This window comes from Oceanobacillus sp. FSL K6-3682, assembly GCF_037976165.1.
Taxonomy (GTDB): domain Bacteria; phylum Bacillota; class Bacilli; order Bacillales; family Amphibacillaceae; genus Oceanobacillus; species Oceanobacillus sojae.
Genome location: NZ_CP150263.1, coordinates 1,634,665 through 1,660,368, shown reverse-complemented (window position 1 = coordinate 1,660,368; position 25,704 = coordinate 1,634,665). Strand labels below are relative to the sequence as shown.

General features: G+C 37.3%; 28 protein-coding genes. 12 read left to right on the top strand and 16 right to left on the bottom strand.

Annotated features, from left to right (window positions below):
- Positions 1-127: 127 nt before the first annotated feature.
- From MHH51_RS08415 to MHH51_RS08395, 5 genes are all read right to left on the bottom strand, one after another.
- Positions 128-2,017, bottom strand: a complete 1,890-nt coding sequence (locus MHH51_RS08415) for an ABC-F family ATP-binding cassette domain-containing protein (protein WP_339285533.1) — start codon at positions 2,015-2,017, stop codon at positions 128-130.
- A 28-nt stretch (positions 2,018-2,045) separates the two neighbouring features.
- Positions 2,046-2,231 (bottom strand): hypothetical protein, encoded by a 186-nt coding sequence (locus MHH51_RS08410; RefSeq protein WP_147212351.1) that lies wholly within the window; start codon positions 2,229-2,231, stop codon positions 2,046-2,048.
- A 240-nt stretch (positions 2,232-2,471) separates the two neighbouring features.
- Positions 2,472-3,095, bottom strand: coding sequence for a permease prefix domain 1-containing protein (locus MHH51_RS08405; protein ID WP_339285531.1), 624 nt, complete (start codon positions 3,093-3,095; stop codon positions 2,472-2,474).
- A gap of 1 nt (position 3,096) precedes the next feature.
- The gene (locus MHH51_RS08400; RefSeq protein WP_147212349.1) at positions 3,097-3,429 is read right to left on the bottom strand and encodes a PadR family transcriptional regulator; all 333 of its coding nucleotides are present in this window, start codon (positions 3,427-3,429) and stop codon (positions 3,097-3,099) included.
- A 158-nt stretch (positions 3,430-3,587) separates the two neighbouring features.
- Positions 3,588-4,109, bottom strand: a complete 522-nt coding sequence (locus MHH51_RS08395; protein ID WP_147212348.1) for a TlpA disulfide reductase family protein — start codon at positions 4,107-4,109, stop codon at positions 3,588-3,590.
- Positions 4,110-4,207: 98 nt separating this feature from the next.
- Here MHH51_RS08395 and MHH51_RS08390 point away from each other — a divergent pair, with 98 nt between their 5' ends.
- Positions 4,208-5,194 (top strand): P1 family peptidase, encoded by a 987-nt coding sequence (locus MHH51_RS08390; protein ID WP_339285528.1) that lies wholly within the window; start codon positions 4,208-4,210, stop codon positions 5,192-5,194.
- A gap of 82 nt (positions 5,195-5,276) precedes the next feature.
- On the opposite strand, the gene MHH51_RS08385 is transcribed toward MHH51_RS08390, so the two are convergent.
- The 3 genes from MHH51_RS08385 to MHH51_RS08375 all read right to left on the bottom strand — a co-directional run bounded on the left by MHH51_RS08385 (position 5,277) and on the right by MHH51_RS08375 (position 6,791).
- On the bottom strand, positions 5,277-6,188 hold the full coding sequence (locus MHH51_RS08385) for an RluA family pseudouridine synthase (RefSeq protein WP_147212346.1): 912 nt from the start codon (positions 6,186-6,188) through the stop codon (positions 5,277-5,279).
- A gap of 84 nt (positions 6,189-6,272) precedes the next feature.
- Positions 6,273-6,503, bottom strand: coding sequence for an excisionase family DNA-binding protein (locus MHH51_RS08380; protein ID WP_147212345.1), 231 nt, complete (start codon positions 6,501-6,503; stop codon positions 6,273-6,275).
- On the bottom strand, positions 6,504-6,791 hold the full coding sequence (locus tag MHH51_RS08375) for a GNAT family N-acetyltransferase (RefSeq protein ID WP_147212344.1): 288 nt from the start codon (positions 6,789-6,791) through the stop codon (positions 6,504-6,506).
- 173 nt (positions 6,792-6,964) lie between these two features.
- Between MHH51_RS08375 and MHH51_RS08370 the strand changes: the two genes are divergently transcribed.
- Entirely contained in the window at positions 6,965-7,837 is an 873-nt protein-coding gene (locus tag MHH51_RS08370) for a GNAT family N-acetyltransferase (protein ID WP_339285525.1), read from the top strand.
- 499 nt (positions 7,838-8,336) lie between these two features.
- Here the strand turns inward: MHH51_RS08370 and MHH51_RS08365 are convergent, their stop codons facing one another.
- The 3 genes from MHH51_RS08365 to MHH51_RS08355 all read right to left on the bottom strand — a co-directional run bounded on the left by MHH51_RS08365 (position 8,337) and on the right by MHH51_RS08355 (position 10,764).
- Complete coding sequence (locus MHH51_RS08365; RefSeq protein WP_339285524.1) at positions 8,337-8,933, bottom strand: peptidoglycan-binding domain-containing protein; 597 nt, start codon at positions 8,931-8,933, stop codon at positions 8,337-8,339.
- A 300-nt stretch (positions 8,934-9,233) separates the two neighbouring features.
- Positions 9,234-9,764, bottom strand: coding sequence for a thermonuclease family protein (locus MHH51_RS08360; protein ID WP_339285522.1), 531 nt, complete (start codon positions 9,762-9,764; stop codon positions 9,234-9,236).
- A 46-nt stretch (positions 9,765-9,810) separates the two neighbouring features.
- Positions 9,811-10,764, bottom strand: a complete 954-nt coding sequence (locus tag MHH51_RS08355; RefSeq protein ID WP_147212341.1) for a D-2-hydroxyacid dehydrogenase — start codon at positions 10,762-10,764, stop codon at positions 9,811-9,813.
- Positions 10,765-11,782: 1,018 nt separating this feature from the next.
- Between MHH51_RS08355 and MHH51_RS08350 the strand changes: the two genes are divergently transcribed.
- Both MHH51_RS08350 and MHH51_RS08345 read left to right on the top strand, forming a co-directional pair.
- The gene (locus tag MHH51_RS08350; RefSeq protein ID WP_147209689.1) at positions 11,783-12,652 is read left to right on the top strand and encodes a MoxR family ATPase; all 870 of its coding nucleotides are present in this window, start codon (positions 11,783-11,785) and stop codon (positions 12,650-12,652) included.
- A gap of 19 nt (positions 12,653-12,671) precedes the next feature.
- Positions 12,672-14,585, top strand: coding sequence for a VWA domain-containing protein (locus tag MHH51_RS08345; protein WP_339285519.1), 1,914 nt, complete (start codon positions 12,672-12,674; stop codon positions 14,583-14,585).
- Positions 14,586-14,708: 123 nt separating this feature from the next.
- Here MHH51_RS08345 and MHH51_RS08340 read toward each other — a convergent pair whose 3' ends face one another.
- Positions 14,709-15,161, bottom strand: a complete 453-nt coding sequence (locus tag MHH51_RS08340) for a glyoxalase/bleomycin resistance/extradiol dioxygenase family protein (protein ID WP_147209934.1) — start codon at positions 15,159-15,161, stop codon at positions 14,709-14,711.
- A 75-nt stretch (positions 15,162-15,236) separates the two neighbouring features.
- Here MHH51_RS08340 and MHH51_RS08335 point away from each other — a divergent pair, with 75 nt between their 5' ends.
- From MHH51_RS08335 to MHH51_RS08310, 6 genes are all read left to right on the top strand, one after another.
- Positions 15,237-16,145: a YafY family protein gene (locus MHH51_RS08335; protein WP_339285517.1), complete on the top strand. Its 909-nt coding sequence runs from the start codon at positions 15,237-15,239 to the stop codon at positions 16,143-16,145.
- 398 nt (positions 16,146-16,543) lie between these two features.
- Complete coding sequence (locus MHH51_RS08330; protein WP_339285515.1) at positions 16,544-17,290, top strand: DeoR/GlpR family DNA-binding transcription regulator; 747 nt, start codon at positions 16,544-16,546, stop codon at positions 17,288-17,290.
- The gene (gene pfkB, locus MHH51_RS08325; RefSeq protein ID WP_147209693.1) at positions 17,291-18,205 is read left to right on the top strand and encodes a 1-phosphofructokinase; all 915 of its coding nucleotides are present in this window, start codon (positions 17,291-17,293) and stop codon (positions 18,203-18,205) included. It begins immediately after the preceding gene.
- Positions 18,206-18,219: 14 nt separating this feature from the next.
- On the top strand, positions 18,220-20,103 hold the full coding sequence (locus MHH51_RS08320) for a fructose-specific PTS transporter subunit EIIC (protein ID WP_339285514.1): 1,884 nt from the start codon (positions 18,220-18,222) through the stop codon (positions 20,101-20,103).
- Between the two features lie 227 nt (positions 20,104-20,330).
- A complete protein-coding gene (locus tag MHH51_RS08315) occupies positions 20,331-21,287 on the top strand; it encodes an acetamidase/formamidase family protein (protein WP_339285512.1) in 957 nt (318 codons plus the stop codon).
- Positions 21,288-21,302: 15 nt separating this feature from the next.
- Positions 21,303-22,355, top strand: coding sequence for a hypothetical protein (locus MHH51_RS08310; protein WP_186813575.1), 1,053 nt, complete (start codon positions 21,303-21,305; stop codon positions 22,353-22,355).
- Positions 22,356-22,471: 116 nt separating this feature from the next.
- Here the strand turns inward: MHH51_RS08310 and MHH51_RS08305 are convergent, their stop codons facing one another.
- On the bottom strand, positions 22,472-22,687 hold the full coding sequence (locus tag MHH51_RS08305) for a DUF2187 family protein (RefSeq protein ID WP_147209696.1): 216 nt from the start codon (positions 22,685-22,687) through the stop codon (positions 22,472-22,474).
- 158 nt (positions 22,688-22,845) lie between these two features.
- On the opposite strand from MHH51_RS08305, the gene MHH51_RS08300 reads away from it, so the two are divergent.
- A complete protein-coding gene (locus MHH51_RS08300) occupies positions 22,846-23,226 on the top strand; it encodes an SLAP domain-containing protein (RefSeq protein ID WP_147209697.1) in 381 nt (126 codons plus the stop codon).
- Between the two features lie 309 nt (positions 23,227-23,535).
- Positions 23,536-24,159: a response regulator transcription factor gene (locus MHH51_RS08295; protein WP_186813576.1), complete on the top strand. Its 624-nt coding sequence runs from the start codon at positions 23,536-23,538 to the stop codon at positions 24,157-24,159.
- A 123-nt stretch (positions 24,160-24,282) separates the two neighbouring features.
- On the opposite strand, the gene MHH51_RS08290 is transcribed toward MHH51_RS08295, so the two are convergent.
- The 3 genes from MHH51_RS08290 to MHH51_RS08280 all read right to left on the bottom strand — a co-directional run bounded on the left by MHH51_RS08290 (position 24,283) and on the right by MHH51_RS08280 (position 25,600).
- The gene (locus tag MHH51_RS08290) at positions 24,283-24,537 is read right to left on the bottom strand and encodes a spore coat protein (protein WP_077603737.1); all 255 of its coding nucleotides are present in this window, start codon (positions 24,535-24,537) and stop codon (positions 24,283-24,285) included.
- A 15-nt stretch (positions 24,538-24,552) separates the two neighbouring features.
- Positions 24,553-24,738 carry a hypothetical protein gene (locus MHH51_RS08285; protein WP_147209699.1) on the bottom strand — a complete coding sequence of 62 codons (186 nt, stop codon included), beginning with the start codon at positions 24,736-24,738 and terminating at the stop codon, positions 24,553-24,555.
- 328 nt (positions 24,739-25,066) lie between these two features.
- Positions 25,067-25,600: an isochorismatase family protein gene (locus MHH51_RS08280; protein WP_339285508.1), complete on the bottom strand. Its 534-nt coding sequence runs from the start codon at positions 25,598-25,600 to the stop codon at positions 25,067-25,069.
- Positions 25,601-25,704 lie beyond the last annotated feature (104 nt).

The window sequence follows — 25,704 nt, the reverse complement described above, 5'->3', positions numbered from 1 at the left end:
ACATGGCAAACATGCGAATGCTACCCGGATTTTATATCTGACACTGCAAATTTGTTATACTGCATTGTTCTCGACTGCACCTATTTATTGTAAGATAATACAAGTCCATTATATTACACTGCAATTTTTATTCAGTACCTGATTCAAAACTCTCTTTTAACAGTGATAGTTCTTCCCAGCGTTCCATTTTTTCTTCTAATTTCTGTTCAACTTCCTGCTGTTCTGTAAATAAAGGCTGCACCTTTTCTATATCACTTCCCGCTTCAGCAATTTCCTGTTCAATTTCACTAAGACGTGTTTCCATCTGTGTAATTTCATCCTCTATTGTTTCCCATTCGCGCTGTTCCATGTAAGATAGTTTCTTTTTTGTTTTAACTGCAGCTTCAGTTTTTGTTTCTTTCAAAGCAGCAGTTTTCATTTGTTTTGGGATGGAGTTGGTTTCCAGAAATTCGCTGTAATTACCATAGTAAACCGAAACCTCTCCTGCACCTCTAAACACAAATAACTTTTCAACAATTCGATCTAAGAAATAACGATCATGGGATACAGTTACAACGACACCCGGAAATGTTTCTAAATATTCTTCTAAAACAGCCAGTGTTTGTGTGTCTAAATCATTTGTCGGTTCATCTAAGAACAAGACATTCGGTTCATGCATCAATACTTTGAGTAAATAAAGTCTTCGTTTTTCCCCTCCTGATAATGTACGGATATAGGACCATTGCTGTGCTCTCGGGAATAAAAATTGCTCCAGGAGCTGTTCAGCTGTAATAACCTGTCCATCTGCAGTGTGCATTACCTCTGCTACTTCTTTAATATACTCAATAATACGTAAATTCCCGTCCAAGTCCTCATCATCCTGTGTATAATAGCCGATTTGAACAGTCTCACCAAGCTTTACATTTCCCTCATCTGGTAAGATTCGTTCTGCCATTATATTGAGTAAAGTCGTTTTCCCGGTGCCATTAGGACCGATAATCCCAATTCTATCACCAGGGATAATTTGATATGAAAAATGGTTGATAAGCGTCTCTTGATCATAGGTTTTTGAGATATCTTCCAGCTCGATAACATCGTTCCCCAGTCTTTTCGATCCAGCCTGGATAGCAAGATTCTCTTTTTTTGTATCAAATTTCTTTTCTTTCATCTCTTCTGCCCGCTCTACACGCGCACGCTGCTTCGTTGATCTTGCCTTTGCTCCCCTTCTCAGCCAGGCGAGCTCACGCTTTAATGTATTACGATGCTTTTGTTCATCACTTATTTCCTGTGCTTCTCTTTCTGCTTTCTTTTCTAAAAACAACTCATAATTTCCTTCATAGACATACAGATTTCCTTTATCCAGTTCAAAAATACGGTTCGTTACACGATTCAGGAAATAGCGATCATGCGTTACTAATAAAATAGAACCGCGATAGCTCTGTAAATATCTCTCCAGCCACTCTACCGTTTCGTGATCCAAATGGTTTGTCGGCTCATCTAATATAAGCAGATCAGCAGGCTGAATCAGTGCTTTGGCGATGGCAACTCTTTTTCGCTGACCGCCGGAAAGCTCATGAACCTTTTTATCAAATGCAGTAATCCCAAGCTTTGTTAAAATAGTTTTCGCATTCGCATTAGCTTCCCATGCTTCTTCCTGATCCATCTTTTGCTGCAGCTGTAATAACTGCTGTTGAAATGCTTCTTTTTCAGGGGCCTTTTCCAGATTTAACATAGCCTGCTCATAAGCACGCATCAGCTTCATCTGTTCCGATTCTCCATAGTAAATTTGTTCAATAACCGTCAAATCTTCGTAAAGCACTGTTTCCTGTGCAATATATTCAATCTGATAATCCTTCGCGTGTTTAATTTCTCCCTGGTCCGGTTCATCTATTCCCGCAATTACTTTTAAAAAGCTCGACTTCCCAGTTCCATTGACACCGATTAAGCCGATTCGTTCAAATTCACCGATAGTTGTATTTATATTTGTGAAAAGACTTTTATCTCCGTAGGACTTGCTGATATTTTCAATACGTAGCATAACGCATCACTTCCTTATAAAAGATGGATTATTGTTGATTCGACTTTTTCTTCTCTCGAATCCATGTTTTTATTATTAAAACGATTAGTAATAGAAGCCATGAAGTAACTAAGTAGAAGATAAGCTGACTTGCATTGCTCATATCCTGAAAAAAAGTAAGCAAACCAATCCATACAATGAAAATAATAACAAATTGTCCTAATAATAATTTCATTTTAACACCCTCCCCCAATTTAAAATATTTTATGTAAAGAAATTATTTATATAAATTGAATAAAAGCTCTATCAGGGCTAATATCTAAATATAGATTATCTTTTCGAACAAAATTAAAAACGCCTAACGTATAGTTTATCGCATACGCAGGCATTTTTCTATTTTTATTCATTATTCTTATTTGAAAAGTACTTCATTTAACGACGTGTATGATTAATAAGAACCTCTTATCTTCACTTACTAAAATTCATAAAAAGTCTTCTCAGCTTTTTGAGATGTTTTCTTTGAAAGAAGCCCGTAAATCAAGAGCAAAAGCCAGTAAGCTACTACATAATATATCCATGTTAAAACAAGCGAGTTTTGTTGCTTTACTGCAATCCAAAAGAAAAGTATTGAAATAGGAAAAGGTACAGACAATATGATCTTTGGAAAAATTCTCAATAAATCTATTTCTATTATCCTCCATTTATTCTTTAAGAACATGGAGATAATTCCGCATGTAATTAAAATTAATCCAAATGATATAAAAGCTAGATCTAATTCCCTTCTTAAAATAGGTATGGCCAATTGTGAAAATCCCGCTAAGCAAAATACAGAAAAGAAATAGAAAAATGTAGGTTTCTTTTTTATTTCTTTATCATCATATTCTTCCATCATTTCCATAGACAATGATTTGGGAGTTTTAAATTCAGTTAGCACTTTATTTACTGCCTGCTGATCATTGTAACCTTCCTCTTTTAATTCGTTGACTTTCTCATTTAAATGTAATTCAATCTCTATCACAATGTTTTCCCGTTCTCTTTTTGGTAAGACACTCAAATATTTCGATAATTCACCTAAATACTTATTGATTAATGCATCCAAATTAATCACCGCCTTTTATAGATTGAATCATATCCGCTGAATACATAAATACCTCTAAACGTTTTTCCAAAGCAGTTGCACCTTTTTCCGTTAACTGATAATACTTCCTTCGCGGACCATCTTCCGGCGTATCCCAATAAGAATAGGTCCATCCGTTTTTTTCAAGTCTTTTTAAAATAGGATAGATAGCTCCATCAGACAGCCCCAAATAGGTTGTATCTTTTAAAGCTGCTGTCAGTTCATAACCATAGTAAGCCTTCTCTTTAATAAGCAGCATAATCATTAACTCAATGACGCCTTTTTTAAACTGCAGCTGCCATTTATCTGTTTCCATCCCTTTCACCTCTTCGGTTCTACTATATCGCAAAAAATACTATATGGCAATGACATATAGATATTAATACAACTTAGATTTGAATTCTACACATAGGAAAACAAGCATGTAATAACTTTGTTGTTTTGCTACATGCTTGTTCTTATACTTTTCAAAGGCTAATCTGTTTTATTCATCTGCTCAAACTGCTTCACCATCTGCTTATAGCTTAACGCCCCAAAAGATTTAAATTGAATGATACCTTCCGCATCAATCATATACGTCATCGGAATTGCCTGAATGCGATACAAATTACTGACTTCGCCTTCTTTATCTAATAAAACGGGGAATGTCAGTTTTAATTCCTGCATAAAATCTTTCACCAATTGCGTGTTTAACTCTTCATCAGTTACATTCACAGAAAAAATAACCGGATTATGCTCCTGGTAAAACCGCTCCATATCCGGCATTTCCTGACGGCAGGGAGGACACCAGGTTGCCCAAAAATTAATCATTACCCGCTCGCCACGGAAGTCAGACAGCTGCAATGTTTCTCCTTCCAGTGTATTCAATTTAAAATCCGGAGCCCTATCGCCGATTTCTAAACCTTCCTTAACATCATCATTGGCACTTACAGAATTTATTGTTAAAACAAAGCAAAGTACGCTAAAAAACAAAATTCTTATTATTCTTCCCCTCATATCATCACCCCATTGTTAATTTTTCCAAGATGTCTTATTCCATACAAGTGAACAATGATTTGTTATAATTTAATCAAAAATGAAGGGTTTTGAAGCGTATGACTTTACCAAAAGGAAAAAAGAACTGTATTACAGATGTTAGTGGTGTGCAGGTCGGTCATATTACACTGTATGAGCATTTAAACGATAAAGAAACCATTTGTACAGGGGTCACAGCTATTTTGCCCCATACAGAAAATTTATTTCGAAAAAAGGTAATTGCTGCAAACAGTGTTATTAATGGGTTTGGTAAAACAGCAGGTTTAGTACAGATTGATGAGCTCGGTGTTCTTGAATCACCGATTATGCTGACAAATACATTAAGTGTGGGAGCTGTCATGCAGGGTACATTAACTTATATGCTGAATGAAACGGAGGAAATCGGCGATACTACAGGAACGATTAATGTAGTAGTTGGAGAATGTAATGATGGTTATTTAAACAGCATCCGGCTTCAGGCGATAAAACCAGAGCATGCTATCGCCGCCATTGAAGACGCAACAAATGAAAGAGTTGCTGAAGGTGCTGTCGGCGCAGGAACTGGTATGCAATGTCTGGGGTATAAAGGTGGTATTGGTACTTCCTCGAGAATAATTGCTGCTGAAGAAGAAAATTTTACACTGGGCGCACTCGTTGTCAGTAACTTCGGCAGACGTGAACAAGCTCTGTTTGCCAGTGATTCTAAAGAAAACCCGGATACGCCAGATGGCTCAATTATGATGATCCTTGCAACAGATGCTCCTTTTTCTGATCGTCAGTTAAAGCGGCTGGCAAAGCGTTGCTCCATTGGTCTTGGAAGAACGGGAAGCACGATAGATAATGGCAGCGGTGATATTGCCATAGCCTTCTCAACAGCTGCTAAAATCGATCATCATTCTAACGAGATAACAAGCTCTATCACCACGATTCGAGATGATCATCCAATCATGAATCAATTTTTCCGGGCTGCGGCAGAAGTAATTGAAGAAGCCATTTACAACTCTTTACAGCAGGCAGAAACAACAATTGGACGCGGAGGAAGAAAATTAGAAAAAGCACCAATTTAATAACAGATTTTCTTGTTTTATCCTCTCCAGGCACGTAAAAAGCCATCATCCTGATATTTCAAAAGGATAATGGCTTTATTTATTATTTAGATTTATGGTAAAAAGATGTTGGAACATCGGAACGGAAAAACATCAATTTATCTGTTCTTGGATGGTAAAGCGCTAATGCTTTTGCATGCAGCCCTAACCGGCCAAGTACACGACGATGTCCGCCCCCATATTGCTTATCACCAACAACCGGATGGCCAAGCTCCTGCATATGAACACGGATTTGATTCTTTCTTCCCGTTTCCAGTTCTACCTCCAGTAAAGAAAATTGCTGGTTCGATTGAATGACCCGATAACGTGTCGCTGCACGCAGACCGTCATTTTTTACTCGGCTGGAGTACATCTTATGTGTCGAGCTTTCTTTTAACCAGGAAACAATATAACCCTTTTCCTTTGAAACCTTTCCTTCAACTAAAACGACATATGTTCTTTCTTTAACAATATCTTTCCAATTATCTTGAAGTTTACGCTTTACCTTCTCACTTTTTGCAAAAACCATGACTCCAGAAGTTTCCTTATCCAAACGATGGACAACAAAGATGCGATTCATCGGATTTTCCTGCTTCACGTAATCCATTAACTGATGAAAGGCAGTTTGGCGTCTTTCTTCCTTTGTTGCAATTGAGAGAAGTCCAGCTTCCTTATCAATGACAATAATATCTTCATCCTCATAAATAATGGACATTCCAATAAAGACTTCTTGTTTTACAGCTTCTTTATTCTTTAATATTTTAACAACCTGTCCCTTTTCCAGCATGTAGTTATGCTGAGTTTGTATACGATCATTCACAGAAACCTGCCCTCTGGTTAAAATAGACTTTACTGAATTACGGCTGCGATTTTCTAAAACCTCTCTTAAAAAAGGAAATAATTCCTTCGATTCCGTAACCTCATAAGTCAAATACGGGGCGGGCTTTTTCGATCGGGGACGTTTTTTGTTTTTCATTTAAAAACTCCTTTAATGTTTTGCTGTATCGATTTTCTTATTATTTCAGAGAATCATCTGTATATTCAGCCTTGTGGATCAAAATTAATCTTCATCCTTCACATCAATATCTTCTGGAATTGGTTCGTCTAAGTACGCTTGTACTAATTTTCTGTATTTCTCAACCTGCTCGAAGTATGTTGTAAATTGGTTTCTGTTGATTAAATAGTTCTCCCCATCATAAATTGTACGGATTTTCCCCTGTAACACATACGTCCGTACAATAGATTCATCTATAGATAAATATGCCGCTGTCTCTTTAATTGTCAGATACATTTAAATAAATTGTTTTTGAAGGACGTCATGATACGCTTCATTTTTCTGCATTTGATTTTTTGCAAACGGGCATAAAGGGATAATATATTTATCATTTTCTCTTGCATATTGAACAACATGCTTCAGTAACTGTTGAGCAATTCCTTGGCTTCGGAGTTCCTTTGCCACATACGTATGATCAATAACTAGACGATTCGACCCTGATTGAACAAAAGTGATTTCTGCTTCTGGATCCCGGATGTCCTCCCCAACATAAAATTTAGTTTCTCCTTTATGAATTGTAGCCATTTTAGCCCTCCTAAATCACAACATTATCTTTCATTATACTCTTTCAGGTTTCTTGTCTCAAGATATTATTTTTGTAAGCGTTTTAAATATTGAGAAATTAAACTCTTTTTCTCAGATTGAATTGCTGGACGAAACTATAAACCTCTTCCTATAATAAACTTTGAGGTGATTTGATGAATGCTGTAATCCGACAATTATTACCATCAGACAAAAATTTTATGGAGAGCATGCATACAGGCATGGCTGATGATTATATTATACGTATTTTCGATAGATTATGTACTGGAAACCATGTACTTTTTGGATATTTTATTAATAATCAGTTAGTAAGTACTGCCGGCTACACTATATTTGGACCTGGACTTGCCATGCTTGGAAGATTAAGAAGTGATATCCGCTACCGGGGGCATGGCTATTCAAAGCAGTTAACAAAATATGTACTTGACCAGGCATTTCAAACAAAGGAGCTGAAATGGCTAGGTGCAAATACACAAGCCGATAATATTCCCGCACAAAAGGTGCTGAACCATATTCATTTGGAAAAGCAGACAGCATTTTATGGATGCACAGCAAAGAGACTTGATGTATTGATGGATAAAGAACCCGGCTGGCAAGAAGTAACGCAGAAAGAATTGAAAAATAAATTACTCAATACATATCACATTGCAAAGAAAACGTTCTTTCCGCTTGAATGCTACTACCCTTTTCCAAGCTTATCGGAGCTTTTTCAAAATGATCAAATTAAAAGCTGGCGTTTTTTTCAAGAGGAAGGACTTCCCCCTTTAATTACAAAAAAGGATATTAAAAAAGAGATTTATCTTCACGCAGTATATCCATATAAGGATTTATTTGATCGACGAGGCCTATGGGAAACTATTGCTGCGGCACAAAAAGATTTACAAAACCAATGCCCTGATGAAGAAGTCCATATATGGATTGATATTCCGGCTTCCATTATAAACCACCTGCCTGAAAACCACCCATTTGAATTGGGTTCTCCATGGCTGTTATACGGGACGGGCCGGGATACGTGGTTAAATAACTAAGTCTGCATACACTGAAATAAAAAAAGATTTTCGTAACCATAATATGGCTGCAAAAATCTTTTTTATTTGTATTCTTATTCATTTCACGAAAAATTTAACCGAACTTCTTTATTACTCAACTTTCGCACCTGAGAATAAACATCTATACCTTATTATACCAGGATTAGGCATGTTCCTCATTATCCTGCTTGCATTTTGTCACCTTTTTATTGAAATGCAGATTGTGTATAGCGCCGCTCCGACCAACCACTATGCTTTCCATGGGGATGGCTTCAGCTAACTTGAAAAGAAAACCACTTTTGCCAAGTGCTCTTCTTGGCAAAAGTTAGCTGAAGAGCACGCCCCTAGGAAAGCAAAACGGCCCGCCGCAGTAGTAGCCTCACACATTACTTTTTTTCTAGCTAGAGTTTATGCTTTATCAAGAGATAGGTGGAAGGAACGGTCAACACATGTCTCAATGATAAGCAAGTTATTTTTTAATGCGCAAAAGTTGAGTTTATTATTTTGGAGGTTCAGATTCGACAACATCACCGTTACTATAAACATGATAATACCCTACTGTTCCGGTTCCACCGTTATCTATTAATGATTGGCTGGAAGCTTTCAACGAGTAGAATGTTTTCCCGTCTTCTTCATATAATACACCGTCACTGCTAAATATAAGATCTTCGTTCTCCATCTTATTTTCAGCAAGGCTGATAGCATCATCTACTGTGAACTGGCCTTTACGTTCTTCAAACAATAACTCTGTCCAGGTTTTTTCTCCTACAATTCCATCAGCTATTAAATCATGATCTGTTTGAAATTGTCTCACCTGTTTTTCCGTCTCGGGACCAAATATACCATCGGCTTCAACCTTCAAACCGAAATGATTTAGTTTTTCCTGTAATAATTGAACTTCTAATCCAGAATCAGCGTTTTCCAGGGTAGGTTGATGCTCTGGAGCAATATCTAATAAAGGCTTTAATTCTTCTGAAACTTCAGGGTGCTCCTCCGCCTGAACTACCTCTCCGCTTGAGGCTTCTACTGATTGAAATTGGAGCGGTGCTACACTCAAGGCTATTAACGGCACAACAGCAAACCATTTCTTCTTCATAGATAGAGTCCTCCTCTAAAATTTGTTACATTATACCAATACCACCCAATTTATAAATGAAACCTTATATATTGTTACTTAACTTAATTGTAACCAACATGCAATAATTAGATAAATCCTGCCTCGTTTCAACTACAAGTATCTGCTCGTGTCCAGACTAAAAAAGGAAAGTCTAAACCATCATTCAACGTCTCTTTACAAGAAGTCAAATATGTTCAGATTTTCCATTGTAATAAATTATTTGATTTTCAGTTAAGTCCCTCTGTTATTTACAAAAACTTTTACTTTTTCTGTTCCCGCTTAATATTCATGAAATCTGCTTTCCGCATAGCCGGGGATTGACCAGATATTTTCTTCGTTTTCCTTTGCTTTTTCCTGTGCTTCCTCTAGTTCTTCCAAGTACTTCGTATTCGGCTCATAAACAAAAGCCACTCTTGCATAGCCTTCTTTAACTAATATCTGATTAACATTTTCATCATCCACCCAGATATAGGCAAGCATCCGGTCATAATCATCCCGGTCCGGATTCCCTCTCTCCATTTCGACAGTTTCGCCTTCAGGCATCAGCTCTTTCGCAAAATCACTTGCTTCTTCACCAAATGGCTGCACTTCTGTATCAGGCTTCACACTTTCTGGCGTATCAATTAAGAGCAGACGAACCCTTTCTCTTGTTCCATCTTCCAAATGCACAATCACCGTATCGCCATCAACAACACGCTCAATGGTTACAAATTCTCTCCCTTCTGCCGGCTCACTGTCTTCTAAAAAATCAAGCAGCTCACACCCTGTTAACATAAACAGCAATGCGAGCAAAATCAGTATCTTTTTCATTTCCTGCATCCTTACTTTCATCTAAATTCTATTTTTAAGCTAACAATTAATATCCACGTTCATGCTGGTATAGATTAATCGCTGGTGCTTCCCCATTTAAGTAGCTTTTTAAATTTGGAATAAATATATCTTCAATGACACGCTGATTATAAAATTCCGTTGCTCCTGCTGTATGTGGAGTCAATATAACATTCTCCATATCCCAGAGCGGACTGGTATGATCTAATGGTTCATTTTCAAATACGTCCATTCCTGCACCAGCAATTTCGTTATTCTGCAGTGCTGCAATCAATGCCTTTTCGTCAACAATCGGACCGCGTCCTATATTGACAAAGAAAACATTTTTTTTCATCTGTTTAAATTGTTCCTCACCGATCAGATGATGTGTATCCTCTGTCAATGGTAAAGTAACAACAACATAATCACTTTGTGGAAGCACACTGTCTAATTGATGGGGCTGATACATTTCATCAACGTATTCCGCTGCTTTTCCTGAATGACGAACGCCAAGCACCTTCATTCCAAAAGCTTTTGCTATTTTAGCTGTTTCTTGCCCTATTTTTCCGACACCAAGCACTGCAATCGTCTTATTATGTATTTCACCGCGAAGCTTTGCATGATGCCAAACCTTCTCCTGCTGCTGTCTGACATAGGTATGAATCAGTCTTGTAAATCCAAGGATATAAGCAAAAATTGTTTCAGATATTGGATAGCTGTGAACCCCGTTTGCACTTGTCAGCTTTATCCCTTTCCCTTCAATTTTATTCAGATTTAAGGAATCTACACCTGCACTCCAGGACTGTACCCATTTCAGCTGATTATTTTTCAGATACGTGCTCTCTTTGTCCTTTTGCCAGTTAACAAGAACTTCTGCTTTTTTGAGGATATCATCTGAAAGCTCTTTTCCAGTATGAATATCCCAATCTGGAGCAACCTTCTGAATTTCTTTTACATACTTATCCTCCAGGTTTAAGTGAATCGCAATTGTCCGTTTAGCCATATATCCTCCTATCCGGCACCATTCTCATAACAAGTGATGATGCCTGTCTCTATATTATTATTCAACTTTTGCACCTAAGAATAAACATCTATACCTTGCTGTTCCAGGATGTACATGGTCTCTATTATCATGTTTGCTTTTAATTAACTCATCTTTTTATTTTTTGAACAGGTTATTGTGTATAGCTTCCGCTCCAGCCAACCACTCCGCTTTCCATGGGGACGGCTTCAGCTAACTTGAAAAGAAACCCGCTTTTCAAGTGGATCTTCAGCTCGCCCTGTTCCCATAGGAGTCTACGTGGTTGGCCTGCGCTCTAATAGGATTCCACAGTGAATGAAAGAAATCATAGCCTGATGGAGCTGGATGAAATCATTGTCTTTTGCTTGATTAAAAGATCATTTTAGTGTTTCAAATGGTTAATGTGGCAATTGAGACTATGACACACCACACAGCATGAATAATAAATATCAAGAATAGTTTTTATGAAAAGAAAGTAATCGTGATGGGACATTTTTATATGCACCACGAAAAATATGTCCTTTACTATCTAATCTCTATTGGCTCCGTTGTATTAAAAGGTATAGAATCCCCTTCTAGCGGAGGCGGACCGTTTTGACTCCTGAGGGACTAGCACCATCTGAAAATCCACTTTTGCCAAGTGCTCTTCTTGGCAAAAGTTAGCTGAAGAGCGTGCCCCTAGGAAAGCAAAACGGTCCGCCGCAGCGGGGCCTTACTCGTTACCTTCTTTCTAGCTAGAGTTTATGCTTTAACAAGAGATAGATGGAAGAAACAATCAACACCTGTCTCTATGATAAGCAAGTTATTTTTTTAGATACGAAAGTTGAGTTATTATATTTATCTTAGCAATTGCTTCCCCATATCGCAACGACTGCGCATTCTTTGTATTTTTGTACAAGTAGTAATACAATGTGAACGGAGCTTTTTTAATCTATAGCGGATATTCAAAACTCCAATAAAAAAGGAATCACTGCAAATGATTTCAAAAGGAGAACCAACCATGAATACAAATCAATTACCAAAAGCAGTTCAAGAGCTGCTTGAAAATAATAAAAAACAAGCAACAGACCATCAGGAGCTGATCCGTTCCGGCGGATACCTTCCTCCGAGTGAGGAATTATTAGTTGATGCGATTGTTGCATTGAGCATGGGTAAAAACATTTTATTAAAAGGACCAACCGGAGCTGGAAAAACAAAGTTTGCGGAAACACTTTCCTCTCTTTTTGAGCGTCCAATGTACAGCGTAAACTGTTCTGTTGACTTGGATGCAGAAAGCTTGATGGGTTTCAAAACGCTTGCCTATGAAGAAGAGAAGCAAACAATCCAATTTGTACCCGGGCCTGTTACAAATGCAATGAAGCAAGGCAGTTTTCTGTATATTGATGAGATTAATATGGCCAAACCAGAAACGTTACCTCTGATTAACGGAGTTTTAGACTATCGCCGAACGATTACCAACCCTTTTACCAATGAAATTGTCACTGCTGCAGAGGGATTTGGTGTGATTGCAGCCATTAACGAGGGTTATATTGGAACAGTTCCATTAAACGAAGCTTTAAAAAACCGTTTTATCGTTATTGATGTACCATATATTCAAGGGGAGCAGCTGGAACAGTTAATAAACGATTCAACAAATCTGACAGACAAGCAGCTGATCAGTCATTTTGTCACATTATCTAATGATTTAATCACAGCAGTAAGTCAGGGGAAACTATCGGAGGATGCTGCTTCAATCCGCGCTCTGTTGGATGCCTGTGATCTTTCGATTTATCTTCCGCCTAAGCGTGCTATTTTACGCAGTATCGTTGATAAGCTGGAAGAAGACCGCGAAAAATCGTTCGTTGAAAATCTGGCAGATACACTATTTTAATTAAAGGAGCTATATTCATATGTATCGATTTCATCAAACAAAAGTCGACACCCATTTATTTATGCAATTGCAGGATTTGACCACTGTTTTGGCAAAGAATGGACAGCTGCAATTTGAATCCAGCTTTGGCTCCTTTATTGATTTAGTAGAAAACAAAGTAACAGCCAGCCGTTTCTGGGACCGGCTCCCATCAGAAATGAAGGAAGCAGGCGCTAAATCAGATGTCATTCTGCGGACATTAGGGACACTGCATCAAACAGATGTGAAAAGCCTGCAGCAATTTAAAGAAGGTTTGCAGGATTCCTTTCTTCCTAAATTCGCAATACAGTTAATGACTTTATTAGAAGATATTCGTTTAGAAGACGATATTCGCAAAAAACGCCCTGGCACAAAACGGAACTTCACTTATCGGCAACAATATTTTCATCATTATTTCACGACACAGCTGCAGTCTAATGTGACACGCAGTTACGCAACAGATGAAATTTTTTGTATGATTTATTTATTACTGTTTGCCAATCAGCCAGATCCGGATTTTCCTCGCGTAGAAGAGGAGCAGCTGGATATGCTCGATAGTTTAAAACCTCAGCTATATAGCGTTTTTGAAACTAGAAATACGCGGGATAATGTTGCTTTAACAGAAAAAATTGTTCAGAGAATGCAACAGGCAGGCTATACAGATTCCATTCATGAATATTTTATCTTGCCAATCGGGCATGTGGAAACTTATGAGAAAAATACACTTTTTGATGAATTGACACGGACAGATCCACTTGTGAATGAAGATCAGCAGGAAGAAACAAACGAAGAAAATGAATACTTTGATGAGACCTTCTCTACATGGCATCGTGAAAATAAAAATGATGACCGCAAACAGAATTTCCTGCAATTTGAATTAGAACAGGGAACAAAAACCTCTATACTGGGTGGCGGTGCCCGTGAAACAGAGGATGGTGATCAGGCGATGGCTGCGATTCAAGGTGCATCCGGCCAGAGCACACAAAATGATTATTCTGATAAAGAATCTCTAAATAAGGAAGAGAATACTTCGGAAAACAGCAGTGAATCGAGCTTTGGCAAAGAGAATGAGCATGCTCGGATGTTTACAGAATATGCAGAGGCTCCTACAGAGGATGAAGAGCTGCAATATCGGCAATTTATAGAGGAAATTGACCCCTTTAAAAGAAAGCTTGCCAAAACCATTCAATTAACTCTGGAGCATAAGCAGAATACACCGAGAACAAACCTTTTATTTGGCAGACTTTCTAAAAAGCTGCTTCCTGTCTTCCTGGAGGATTCTCCACGAGTTTTTTATAAAAAAGAACAAGAATCAAAGGAATTTGATGCGGTTTTCACTTTATTAATCGATTGCTCTGCTTCTATGGAAAACAAAATGGAGGAAACAAAACGGGGTGTTACCCTGTTTCATGAAGTACTAAAAGAATTACGCATCCCCCATGAAATTATCGGCTTTTGGGAGGATGCCAATAAAGTCAGTGAAAATTATCAGCCGAATTATCTCCAATATATCCAGACGTTAGAGGATTCCTTATATAAAGAACAGGGTGCTAAAATTATGCAGCTGGAAGCACAGGAGGATAATCGGGACGGCTTCAGTATTCGTCATGTCACTAAAAAATTAATCAGCCGCAGCGAGAAGAATAAATTTTTACTTGTCTTTTCCGACGGACAGCCGGCAGCTTCCGGTTATGACCAAAATGGCATTGTTGATACGTACCAGGCTGTTGCCCAGGCCCGTAAACATCAAATTGATGTAGTCGGTATGTTTCTTGCAAACGGACAAATTGACGAGAATGATGATAACATGATGCAGAATATTTATGGAAAAGAGCGCATTATGGTTCCGGATGTGAGTGCTCTGCCAGAGCATTTCACACCTTTACTCAAGCGTTTATTGCTCAAGGCCATATAAAAAGTATAACAGGCCCTGAAAATCTTCAATTATATAGGATTTTCAGGGCCTGTTAAGGTATTGCTGTCTTAACGTGGACATTACATTAAAATATTATGTGAGTCTCGTTCTAATATTACAAATTTAATTTAAGAAGCTATCTAGAAATTTACTTGCCTCACTATTAAATTTCCATGTCACACCAAATTTATCAACTAACATGCCAAAGCTTGCTGACCAAGGCGTAGAAGATAAAGGCATAATCACAGTACCGCCTTCCGAAAGCTTTTCAAAAAATTGTTTATTCGTTTCCGGATCAGCATCAATAATGCTGATTAAGACCATACACCCCTTTGTGACTGCGCCTGTCACAGCCTGCATAGAAGGCAGAACATCCGAGATCATTAAAATATTCCCTGAAAACTCCATACGAGATTCCATAATCATATTTTCCTCCTCCTCCGATAACGGATATTCTGAATTTTGACCAAAAGCACCAAATTTCACTTTAACGCTTTTTGCCTGAAAAGCTTTTTCATAAAAAGCTGTTGCTTCCTCTGCTTCCCCATTAAATTGTAAATAAGCTATTGCTTTCATCATTATTCCCCCTTTTCATATTTGAAGTATAATAGAACAAAGACGACAACTGTATGTCGTATATGGGAGGAAAACATGAAAAAAATTGAGCGGCTTATCTCCATAGTTATGATTTTATTACAAAAGAAATCTGTCTCCGCTTCAGAATTCAGCAGGCTTTTTAATGTATCCAAACGGACGATTCAGCGCGATATGGAAACATTAAGTTATGCAAGAATACCTGTTTATGCAACATATGGTGCTGAAGGAGGATACGCCCTTATGGAAGATTATAAATTCGATAAACGTTTATTAAATAACAGTGATATTGAAAATATACTTGTAGCATTAAGCGGTTTTGAACAGTTAATCACGAACCAGGAAATTCAAACGACTATCCAGAAAATTAAAGGAATGACCAGTGCTGACATTTCCCCGAAATATGATTTATCCTTTTATGACTGGACTGGAAGAAGACAAATTAAAGAAGATGTTTCATTTATCAGACAAGCCATTGAAAATAATTGGTTACTAAAGTTTGAATATGTAGACCAAAAAGGAAATATAACATACAGATCTGTAGAACCTTATAAATTACATTTAAGTGAAATGCATTGGTATCTTATCGGGTTTAGCTTAGAACGGGAAGACTATCGGACGTTTAAGTTAACAAGGATAACAAATATCGAAAAAGAAGGTTTTTTCACCCCAAAAACAGATAAGATATTTGAGGAAGAAAAACAATATAATAAACAACAAGATTTGGTTAGTGTGCAAGTATTGATAGATGTCGCTGTAAGAGATCAATTTATCGAGAGATACGGAAAAAACGCTGTAACAGAAGTTACCCCAAGAAACTATCTTGCAACTATTGAACTGCCTGAGAATCCATTTTCCTATCAATTTTTAGCAGGATTCGGCGATAAAATTAAAATTATAAAACCCGAAAGCTTTATTGCTAATTATAAATTTTTTTTGGAGGAGGCATTAAAGCTTTATCAATAAGTTTCTTCGGGCTGGCTTTCTATAAATAATGGGCTCATATAGATATAAGTAAATGGCGTATGAGCTCAAAAAACAGAATCATTACCAAACCAGCAGTCCTCAACATCTTATATAATTTTAATTCCACACTAAGAAACCATCAGCTGTTTCCTATGATACCTCGCATACTCAATCAATTATGCACTATCTGATTGATTCTTTCACTTTCCCGCCTCTTCATTTTATTCCTTTTCTTTTTACAGGAAGAAAATATTATTCAATTTCAAATAGAAAATGTTACGTATATTATACCTATCTTCCATCCACGTTCATTATTATTTATTTCTCAGCTTTATTTTGAATGATTTTGGTTGTTTTTGAATGATTTAGATGATATTATAAAAACAAGAGGTGAGGATATGCTAACAGATGAACGCCATCAATATATTTTACGTCGTCTAAATGAAAGCGGTGTAATCAAGTCTGTTGATTTAATCGAGAGCCTTGGCTGCTCAGAGTCAACAATTCGCAGAGACCTCGCTCAATTAGAGAGTAAAGGGCTCCTGCTCCGCATTCATGGCGGTGCGAAATTGAACGCAACGTTTGGAGCAGAGCTGACGTATCAGGAAAAAACGATCAAAAACAGTCAACAAAAAATGAATATAGGGAGGTATGCCGTCTCACTTTTAGAAGAGAATGATGTCATTTATCTAGATGCAGGTACGACAACACTTGAAATGATTCCGTTTCTTTCTAATTTGTCTATTACAGTTGTTACAAATGGTATTGCCCATGCTTCTATGCTTGCAGACAGGCAAATTGATGCTTATCTCGTAGGCGGTAAATTAAAGCATTCTACAAAAGCGATGGTAGGCGCACCCAGTCAACGTTCTTTAATGAATTATCAATTTACAAAAGTCTTTCTCGGTGTGGATAGTATTGATATGACATTTGGCTGTACAACACCAGATCCTGAGGAAGCTTCTATGAAACAATTAGCCATTGAAAGAGCTTCAGACATTTATTTTCTTGCAGATGATAGTAAATGGAATAAAGTCAGTTTTGCAAAGATATGTGATGTTTCTGATGTAACATTTATTACAGATAAAATCTCAAATATACATCAGCCTTATTTAAATCAAACAACCATTTTGGAGGTAGATTAGATGATTTATACGATTACTTTAAATCCATCGATCGACTACATTGTTCCTGTCGACAAAATAGAATTGGGCGGGCTGAGTTATATGAAGAACGACTATAAGCTCCCTGGCGGAAAAGGTATTAATGTATCGCGAATTTTAAAGGCACTCTCAACAGAATCTATTGCCCTTGGCTTCGTAGGCGGCTTCACAGGAAAGTTTATTGAAGATGCCTTAGACGAATTAGATGTGCGTACAAACTTTATCAACATCAAAGAAGATACGCGCATTAATATTAAACTTAAATCGGATCAGGAAACAGAAATAAACGGGCGTGGTCCTGCTTTATCAGATGAAGAGGTTGCTGCGTTCCTAAAGCAATTGGAAAAGATTAAAGAGGGAGATACCGTGATTTTATCCGGAAGCAAGCCCCCTTCCCTGCCCGAAGATTTTTACGAGAAATTAATCCAGCAAGTAACGAGTCAAGGCGCTGAATTTGCTATTGATACTACAGGCGCTGCACTTGAAGCATCTTTAAGCTATAAACCATTATTGGTTAAACCAAATATTCATGAGCTGGAAGCATTATTTAATGTGAAGCTGGAAACAAATGAAGAAGTTATAGCCTACGGGAAGAAGCTGTTAGAAAAAGGAGCAAAACACGTTATTATCTCTATGGGTGGAGATGGCGCCTTGCTCATATCCGAACGAGGAACGTATAAAGCCGAAGCTCCTAAGGGTAAACTAATTAATTCCGTTGGTGCTGGTGATTCGATGGTTGCTGGATTTATCAGCTCCTACTTAAAATCAAAGGATTCTGTACAATCCTTTAGAACATCTGTCGCTTCCGGCAGTGCAACCGCTTTTTCGGAAGATCTTGCCAGCACCGAAGTGATTAAAGACCTGTTAGCTCATGTACAAGTAGAAAACCTAAAATAGAAAGGATGATAGACATGCAAGTTGCAGATTTATTAAAAAAAGATGTAATGCTTTTAAACCTTAAAGCTACATCCAAAGAAGCTGCCATTGATGAAATGATCGCAAACCTTTATAAGTACAGAATCATTTCTGAACAAGAGTCATTTAAAAAAGCAATTCTGGCCCGCGAGGAACAATCCTCAACCGGGTTAGGTGATGGAATCGCAATGCCCCACGCAAAAATGGCATCTGTGAAAGAACCTACTGTATTATTTGCGAAAAGTAAAGCTGGGATTGATTATGATTCCTTAGATGGACAGCCTGCCCACCTTTTCTTTATGATCGCTGTTCCTGAAGGCGGAAATGATACACACCTGCAAACGATAGCGGCATTGTCCCGTCTTCTGATGGAACCGGACTTTGTAAATAAGTTAAAAGATGCTTCGACTCCTGATGAAGTAGAAGCGCTATTCATTGAATCAACGAAAGAAGAGGAAGCTCAGGAAAAAACAAATGAAGCTGCAAAAAGTACTACAGCAGCAACAGATGAAAAGCCATTTGTAGTTGCCGTAACAGCATGTCCTACTGGAATCGCTCACACCTATATGGCAGAAGATGCTTTGAAGAAAAAAGCTAAAGAAATGAATGTAGACATTAAGGTGGAAACAAACGGCTCAGACGGCACAAAAAACCGTTTAACATCTGAAGAAATCAAACGTGCTTCCGGCGTTATCGTTGCTGCCAGCAAAAAAGTAGAAATGGCGCGATTTGATGGAAAACACGTAGTCGAACGTCCTGTAGTAGATGGTATTAAAAAAGCAGAAGAGCTTATTACCAAAGCATCAAACCAAGATGCACCAATTTATCGTGACTCGGGAGAAAGATCTGAGGGCGATGGAGAATATGAAAAGCAATCTACCTGGGGTAAAATTTATAAAGATTTAATGAACGGAATTTCCCATATGCTTCCATTTGTTATCGGGGGCGGAATCTTACTTGCTATCTCCTTTCTGTTTGAAAATGTATTAGGAGATGAATCACAGTTCTTCCTTTTCTTTAATGGCGTCGGTGGTATGGCATTTAACTTCTTAATACCGATTCTTGCTGGCTATATTGCAATGAGTATTGGTGACAGACCAGCATTAATGCCTGGTATGGTAGCCGGTCTAATGGCAGTAGACAGTAACGCAGGTTTTATCGGTGGTCTTGTCGGCGGTTTTGCTGCAGGTTATATCGTAGTATTAATCAAGCATCTACTAAGAAATATGCCACAATCTCTGGCAAGTATTAAACCGATCTTATTGTACCCGGTAATCGGCTTACTCGTAACTGGGGCAGCGATGTATTTTGCAATCGGTCCTGTTTTCTCAACACTAAATAATTATATTTTAGACTTCTTAACAGGTCTTGGTACAGGAAATATTGTTTTACTGGGTATTCTCCTTGGCGGTATGATGGCTATCGATATGGGTGGACCATTTAACAAAGCAGCATATGCATTCTCCATCGGTATTTTCACAGATACTGGAGACGGAGCTTTTATGGCCGCAGTTATGGTCGGTGGTATGGTACCTCCTCTAGCGATTGCTCTGGCAACAACCTTCTTTAAAAATAAATTTACAGAAGATGAGCGTAAATCTGGAACAGCTAACTATATTATGGGATTATCCTTTGTTACAGAAGGAGCCATTCCATTTGCAGCAGCAGATCCATTGCGTGTAATTACCTCATCTGTAATCGGAGCAGCAATTGCTGGTGGACTGACACAATTATTCCATAGCACAATCCCGGCTCCACATGGTGGTATTTTCGTTGTTCCATTAGGTGATGCGCCAATATTCTTCTTGTTATCATTAATTATCGGTGCGGTTATCTCAGGGCTAATACTTGGATTATGGAAAAAGCCTGTTTCACAATAAATAGAAAACAATTCAGATTTCTGAGGAAGTTCAACAGATGTTGGACTTCCTTTTTTTATGTATTAAGAACGGAATTAAAAACTATCGAATATAAAAATAAAAATTGTCTTTCGCTACTTTCATCAAGTTAAACAATCCTAATAAATTCAGATTATTTCAATTTATATATTTACTTTTATAAGTAATTTATGTTACTTTATAAAGTAAATATATAAGGAGTGATTTTCTTGAAGACTTATTATTTAATCCCTGACAAAAATTCTTTACACAATCATTTCAGTCAAGATTTAGATCCAATTCTTACTATTCACAGTGGAGATTCTGTTGTGTTTAAAACACTCGACTCCGCTTGGGGTATGGAGAAAAGGAGTGCTCCCGGTGCTCAACGAAAACGTTGGACAGAAATCAACCCGGAGCGGCAAGCTTCCTTCTTCGGTCATTCTCTCATTGGTCCGATTTCTATTCATCATGCAGAAGTCGGAGATACCTTAGAAATTAAAATTAATGAAATTGTTCCAGGTGAATGGGGATGGACTTCCGGGGGAGGATTTCCCAGTGAATTGAACAAAAAAATAGGAATCGCAGAAGAAAAAGAAGCTATGCTTGATTTTTTAGTTGATAACAATCGTAAAGAAGCAGTGAGCCAGTTTGGTAATTTTCCTTATAAAATTAAAATAGCTCCTTTTATGGGGATAATGGGCATGCCTCCTAACACTGAAGGAAAACATAGTACTTTTATTCCGAGACCATCTGGAGGGAATATAGACTGTAAGGAACTCCAGGCTGGAAGTCGTTTGTTTTTGCCGGTTTCTGTTGAGGGCGGGCTTTTTTCAACAGGAGATGGTCATGCTATTCAAGGCGATGGTGAAATTAGCGGTCCCGCTTTAGAATGTCCAATGGAGAAAGTTGATTTAACCTTCATTCTTCATAAGAAACAAAAGCTTTCATTTCCAAAAGCTGAAACACCAGAAGCATGGATTACCATGGCATTCCATGAAGATTTAGACGAAGCTATGTGGTTAGCACTAAATAATATGATAGACTGGATGATAGAAATCTACTCATTTTCAAGAGCTGAAGCAAGTGCATGGGCTTCACTGGCTGTTGATTTACGCATCACCCAAATTGTTAATGGAAACAAAGGAGTTCATGCTTTTTTAGCAAAAGATAAGATTTGTAAATAAGAAAGGAGCATTGCAATGGACCCTCTTACCATAAGATTGAATACAACTTTTTTACGAAGCAGAGTGCCTAACCTGACAGTCGCAGCAAAAAATGCTGGACTGCGGCCTGCAACTGTCTCCAATCTCTGTACAGGTAAGATTCCTTTAGGACGTGCAGAAATTAGAACGATTGTTTTGCTTGCAAAATTAGCAAATTGTAGTGTAGATGATTTAATTATTATAGAAGACTACAGCAAAAAAATAGAGACTGGTATAAAAACAATAGATTTATTCGCTCCACTTGTCTTGAATAGTACAGTAGGGTTAATTGCACGGCCTGATATGGGACAGCTCGCTCTCTTAGCTGAAGTGTTTCACAGATTAAAAAATAACTCCTTTAAGACAATAACTCTCACACCAAAACAGGAAGACCCTGGATTAAAAGATTTACTTCATGAATCGGACTATATTGCCGCGGGGTTTGAGGAAATTGCTGTTCTCTTATCAGATGAATGGAAAAATAAAAATATTTTGCTTGTCGTTGACAGAGCCCATGTTATATCCGGAGAACTGGGAGACTTTAATCAAAATCTTCAATTGAAAGAAGTTCTCAGCTTAACAACTTTTTTAATGGATTTAAGTGGTGAGGCTCCTGATGAGGACCTTCCATTTGGCCCTCTGGATACAATTTGGCAATTTGATGCAGAACTCGTTGCTCAAAAGTACTATCCTGCCATTCACCCTCTCTTTTCAATTTCAGAGAGCTACCCGCTCGATAAAAAACAAAACAGATTGCAGCAGGATGCCAGGAAGACTTTACGGCGCTATAGGGAACTGCGAGCGCTTTATGCTATTAGAGGATATGAAAAAATGAGTAAAAAGGAAAAGAACGACTTTACGCGCGGTCAAAAGCTGGAAGCTTATTTAACACAACCTTTTTTTATCGCAGAGCCGTATACGGGACAAAAAGGCTGCTTTGTAAAAATCGTTGCACTTTTTAATGATATTAATAAAATACTTACTGAAGATTTGGCAGAATTAGAAGCTTCATCATTACTCTACAAAGGAGATTTAGACACCGTAGTATAACGTCTGTATTTTATTCACGAAAAACGAATACTATCCAGATGGAAACCATTTTCTTTCTTCTATATAAAAACAGCTCTAGCACATTATTCACCAGGGCTGTTTTTATACTATCCAAATTATTTTCTTTTATAATTTTTATGATTTACTACTGTTTTAATCGGCTCTCCAGTAGATGGATGATTTCCGATACGGACAATAACAGAATTTTCGCGTACAATAAGTACCTCTGCTTTTTTACCTTTATGCTCTCCGCGTACAATACTGATTGTTTCTCCAACTTCCGCAATATTCTCCGGCTTCACTGCCTGTTGCTCTAAATTTTCCTCTTCCATGTTATAACCTCCCTTAGTTCATAGCTGACTAGTGTTTTTATCCCACTTATCGTAACATAAGTCTAAAACGAATGACATTTTTTTTCAAAAGAAACGCTAAAAATTTATTTCTATGCTCGAATCTTATATAATCAAGGTATCTATAAGGAGGATTTGTTATGAACCTTGTTTTTGAACCCAAATGGGATAAAGCGCTTCCCGATACTGACCGGCGCAAGATTGAACAAATATTTCAAAATTCTGTACAACATAACACGGTTGATAAGCAGATGACATTCACTGCTTTGTGGCAAGCAAGAAACCATCGGTCAGATTTATTGGTAACTGTTTTAATTAATAATTACAGCAGACAAGCGTGCTCATTTAGTAACACAACATTACAATATGTAGAAGACGACGTAGTAAAAGCAGAAAAACAATTTACTTTAGAAAGGGTTTTTGTACCTCCAGATTCAAGCATGCCCTGGACTTTTATTTTTCCAGAGTCCAGTTTTACAGATTTCCCTATCATTTTACACGGTAACCTAGTTTATAAATAGTATATTTCTTGGATAATCATGCATAAGTAGGTACTTTTACTTTTTTAAACCAGGATTTAACTATCATTTTTTAATTAAAATCTTTTTCAGGATTTAAATTCATACAATCCTATGCTATATTTGAAGATATGATTTCATCAGCAGAAGTCTAAAAATTCATATCCCCTTTTCTTATAGAAAACAAGCTCGAATAGTTTTGCCAAATATTTATTTTGAACTGCTACTAGACTCAAGAATCAATATCGCATAATTATTCATTTTTTATTTACATCACGAAAATACTCACTCAAATGACAGGAGATGATAATTTTGAGTATAACACCAACTTCGAACAGAACTTTGAATTTTATTGACGCTTTTACGTTATCCGAAAAAACGAATTTAAATATTTCTATACTATCTTTAAGAGATTTAGATGATTTTCAGCTTGATTCATCAAATGTACCAGATTTAGTCATGGTACCAATTTATCAATATAATGACATCACACGTATTCTTGAACAGGAGCAATTAAATGATGTTAAAACTGCTATTATCCTGCCTAATCTGCATATGAAGGATATTATCCGCTTATATGAATTAGATTTTGATGGCTATTTTGTTAAAAATATGAGTTTAAATGAAGTCGTATCAGGAATTCGTTTTATTGACTCAGATTGTATTTATGTTTATCCTGAGTTAGCTAAGGATTTACATGACGAATTTTTAACCCTCTCTTCTACATTACAATCCCGTCCTGAGGGACTCCTTACAAAACGGGAATGGGATGTGCTGCTTGAGATATCAAGAGGCAATAATAACGAAATTATCGCCAGAAACTTAGAAATATCTGATAAAACAGTTAAAAACCATGTTACAACAGTTCTACGGAAACTAAATGTAAATGACCGGACTAACGCAATGCTTTTGGCATATCGTAAAGGCTGGATTTAGAAAAATAATGTAATGAAGTAAAACGAGAAGCCTATGCAAGAAATAGACTTCTCGTTTTTTAATGCATACATATTTTAAAATTATGACGCTATCTCTAAGCCGTCATATACATGCCCTGTTTTATTAGCTGCCCTGAGATAATTCAGTTTGCACTTGCTGCACTTCTTGGGGACTTGCCTGCTGACCAGGCTGATAATATCCATTTTGCAATGCATATTGGTATACTTTCAATTGACGTGCCTCATCACGGTTTCTCAGTTCCACAAATTTTTGGCGCAGCTGGGGATTATTTGATTCTGAAATATAGCCAGCATAACCTTTTAAACTTGCATTAAGACCGTTTAAATAATCATTCACCATCTCTTTATCCTGAAACATTTTCAAACCACCCTCCTATTGTAAAAATGACATTAATTGTTGCTTGGCATTGCGAGCATCTTCTGCATCAAATTGCAGCATTGATTTAAATTCCGGATCTTGTGCCTGTTCAGCATAAGCCTCCAGTTTATTGACAATCATTCCATGCTCTCCAATGACTTTACGCAATGTTTCCAGTTCAGTTTGCGTTAATTGGCTCATCAGACAAACCCCTTTCCAAAAATTTATCACGGAGATAACAAACGCTAACTCCCTGAATTACGCAACTGACATTCAATAGGAAAAGAGGAAGCGGATTAAGTACGCATAATCAACGAGTGCGATTATCCGCTCCCTCGTAAAGAATCGTGCATCGAAAAACCTTCCATTGAATGCAGTTTCGTTTTATCAAGGTTATTATGCCCGACGAATTATTTTATATGCCCACAGAAGGGTATTATTAACAAATTCATTACTTTTTCCCTTGTTTAACCAAGCAGTTTCTCAAGACCATTCATTCGGCTTTTAAATTTCCTTATACAGGATTTAATCATTCATTACGCCATTCTTTATATTCATCCAAATCAAGGACATTCACCGTTTTTGACCAATGCAAAACCGTTCCAATAAAATCTGGAATATCTAAATCCTTCATTTCATATACATCTCCATTGTTTACTGTTGCAGTAGCATCTTCCAGAAATACAACCTTAAATCCGCGATCATATGCTGCAATCGCTGTGAATAAACAGCAAAATTCTGTATTAAGACCGATAATGACAAGTTCGTCCACATTGTATGTTTTGCACTTCTCCAACAAATTAGTTTGATAAAATGCGCTCGGTGTTTCTTTTTGAATTATTTCTGTACCATACTTTTTAAAGGGTGGATAAATCTCTGCTCCACTTCCGTTTATATAAAATGGATCTTCTTTATTTTCACTAGTATGCTGAATCAGAAAAATTGGTAAGCCTTGCTTTGAAAAGTCTTTTAAGATAAGCTCCATATTATTAACACGCTCTCCTAAATCATGCCGCTCATTAATTAGTGCTTTTTGCATATCTATTGCTAATAATGCTTTCAATATTACAGCCCTCCAATGATATTGAATTTATTCCTAAAATGATTTGGTTACGTATGATATACCACTGGAATCAACTCCTTCTTTTATATAACTTCCGTTTTATT

Coding starts and splice junctions, on each gene's coding strand:
- MHH51_RS08415 (WP_339285533.1), bottom strand. CDS start 2,017: ATGCTACGTATTGAAAATATCAGCAAGTCCTACGGAGATAAAAGTCTT.
- MHH51_RS08410 (WP_147212351.1), bottom strand. CDS start 2,231: ATGAAATTATTATTAGGACAATTTGTTATTATTTTCATTGTATGGATT.
- MHH51_RS08400 (WP_147212349.1), bottom strand. CDS start 3,429: ATGGAAACAGATAAATGGCAGCTGCAGTTTAAAAAAGGCGTCATTGAG.
- MHH51_RS08395 (WP_147212348.1), bottom strand. CDS start 4,109: ATGAGGGGAAGAATAATAAGAATTTTGTTTTTTAGCGTACTTTGCTTT.
- MHH51_RS08390 (WP_339285528.1), top strand. CDS start 4,208: ATGACTTTACCAAAAGGAAAAAAGAACTGTATTACAGATGTTAGTGGT.
- MHH51_RS08385 (WP_147212346.1), bottom strand. CDS start 6,188: ATGAAAAACAAAAAACGTCCCCGATCGAAAAAGCCCGCCCCGTATTTG.
- MHH51_RS08380 (WP_147212345.1), bottom strand. CDS start 6,503: ATGTATCTGACAATTAAAGAGACAGCGGCATATTTATCTATAGATGAA.
- MHH51_RS08375 (WP_147212344.1), bottom strand. CDS start 6,791: ATGGCTACAATTCATAAAGGAGAAACTAAATTTTATGTTGGGGAGGAC.
- MHH51_RS08370 (WP_339285525.1), top strand. CDS start 6,965: ATGAATGCTGTAATCCGACAATTATTACCATCAGACAAAAATTTTATG.
- MHH51_RS08365 (WP_339285524.1), bottom strand. CDS start 8,933: ATGAAGAAGAAATGGTTTGCTGTTGTGCCGTTAATAGCCTTGAGTGTA.
- MHH51_RS08360 (WP_339285522.1), bottom strand. CDS start 9,764: ATGAAAAAGATACTGATTTTGCTCGCATTGCTGTTTATGTTAACAGGG.
- MHH51_RS08355 (WP_147212341.1), bottom strand. CDS start 10,764: ATGGCTAAACGGACAATTGCGATTCACTTAAACCTGGAGGATAAGTAT.
- MHH51_RS08350 (WP_147209689.1), top strand. CDS start 11,783: ATGAATACAAATCAATTACCAAAAGCAGTTCAAGAGCTGCTTGAAAAT.
- MHH51_RS08345 (WP_339285519.1), top strand. CDS start 12,672: ATGTATCGATTTCATCAAACAAAAGTCGACACCCATTTATTTATGCAA.
- MHH51_RS08340 (WP_147209934.1), bottom strand. CDS start 15,161: ATGAAAGCAATAGCTTATTTACAATTTAATGGGGAAGCAGAGGAAGCA.
- MHH51_RS08335 (WP_339285517.1), top strand. CDS start 15,237: ATGAAAAAAATTGAGCGGCTTATCTCCATAGTTATGATTTTATTACAA.
- MHH51_RS08330 (WP_339285515.1), top strand. CDS start 16,544: ATGCTAACAGATGAACGCCATCAATATATTTTACGTCGTCTAAATGAA.
- pfkB (WP_147209693.1), top strand. CDS start 17,291: ATGATTTATACGATTACTTTAAATCCATCGATCGACTACATTGTTCCT.
- MHH51_RS08320 (WP_339285514.1), top strand. CDS start 18,220: ATGCAAGTTGCAGATTTATTAAAAAAAGATGTAATGCTTTTAAACCTT.
- MHH51_RS08310 (WP_186813575.1), top strand. CDS start 21,303: ATGGACCCTCTTACCATAAGATTGAATACAACTTTTTTACGAAGCAGA.
- MHH51_RS08305 (WP_147209696.1), bottom strand. CDS start 22,687: ATGGAAGAGGAAAATTTAGAGCAACAGGCAGTGAAGCCGGAGAATATT.
- MHH51_RS08300 (WP_147209697.1), top strand. CDS start 22,846: ATGAACCTTGTTTTTGAACCCAAATGGGATAAAGCGCTTCCCGATACT.
- MHH51_RS08290 (WP_077603737.1), bottom strand. CDS start 24,537: ATGTTTCAGGATAAAGAGATGGTGAATGATTATTTAAACGGTCTTAAT.
- MHH51_RS08285 (WP_147209699.1), bottom strand. CDS start 24,738: ATGAGCCAATTAACGCAAACTGAACTGGAAACATTGCGTAAAGTCATT.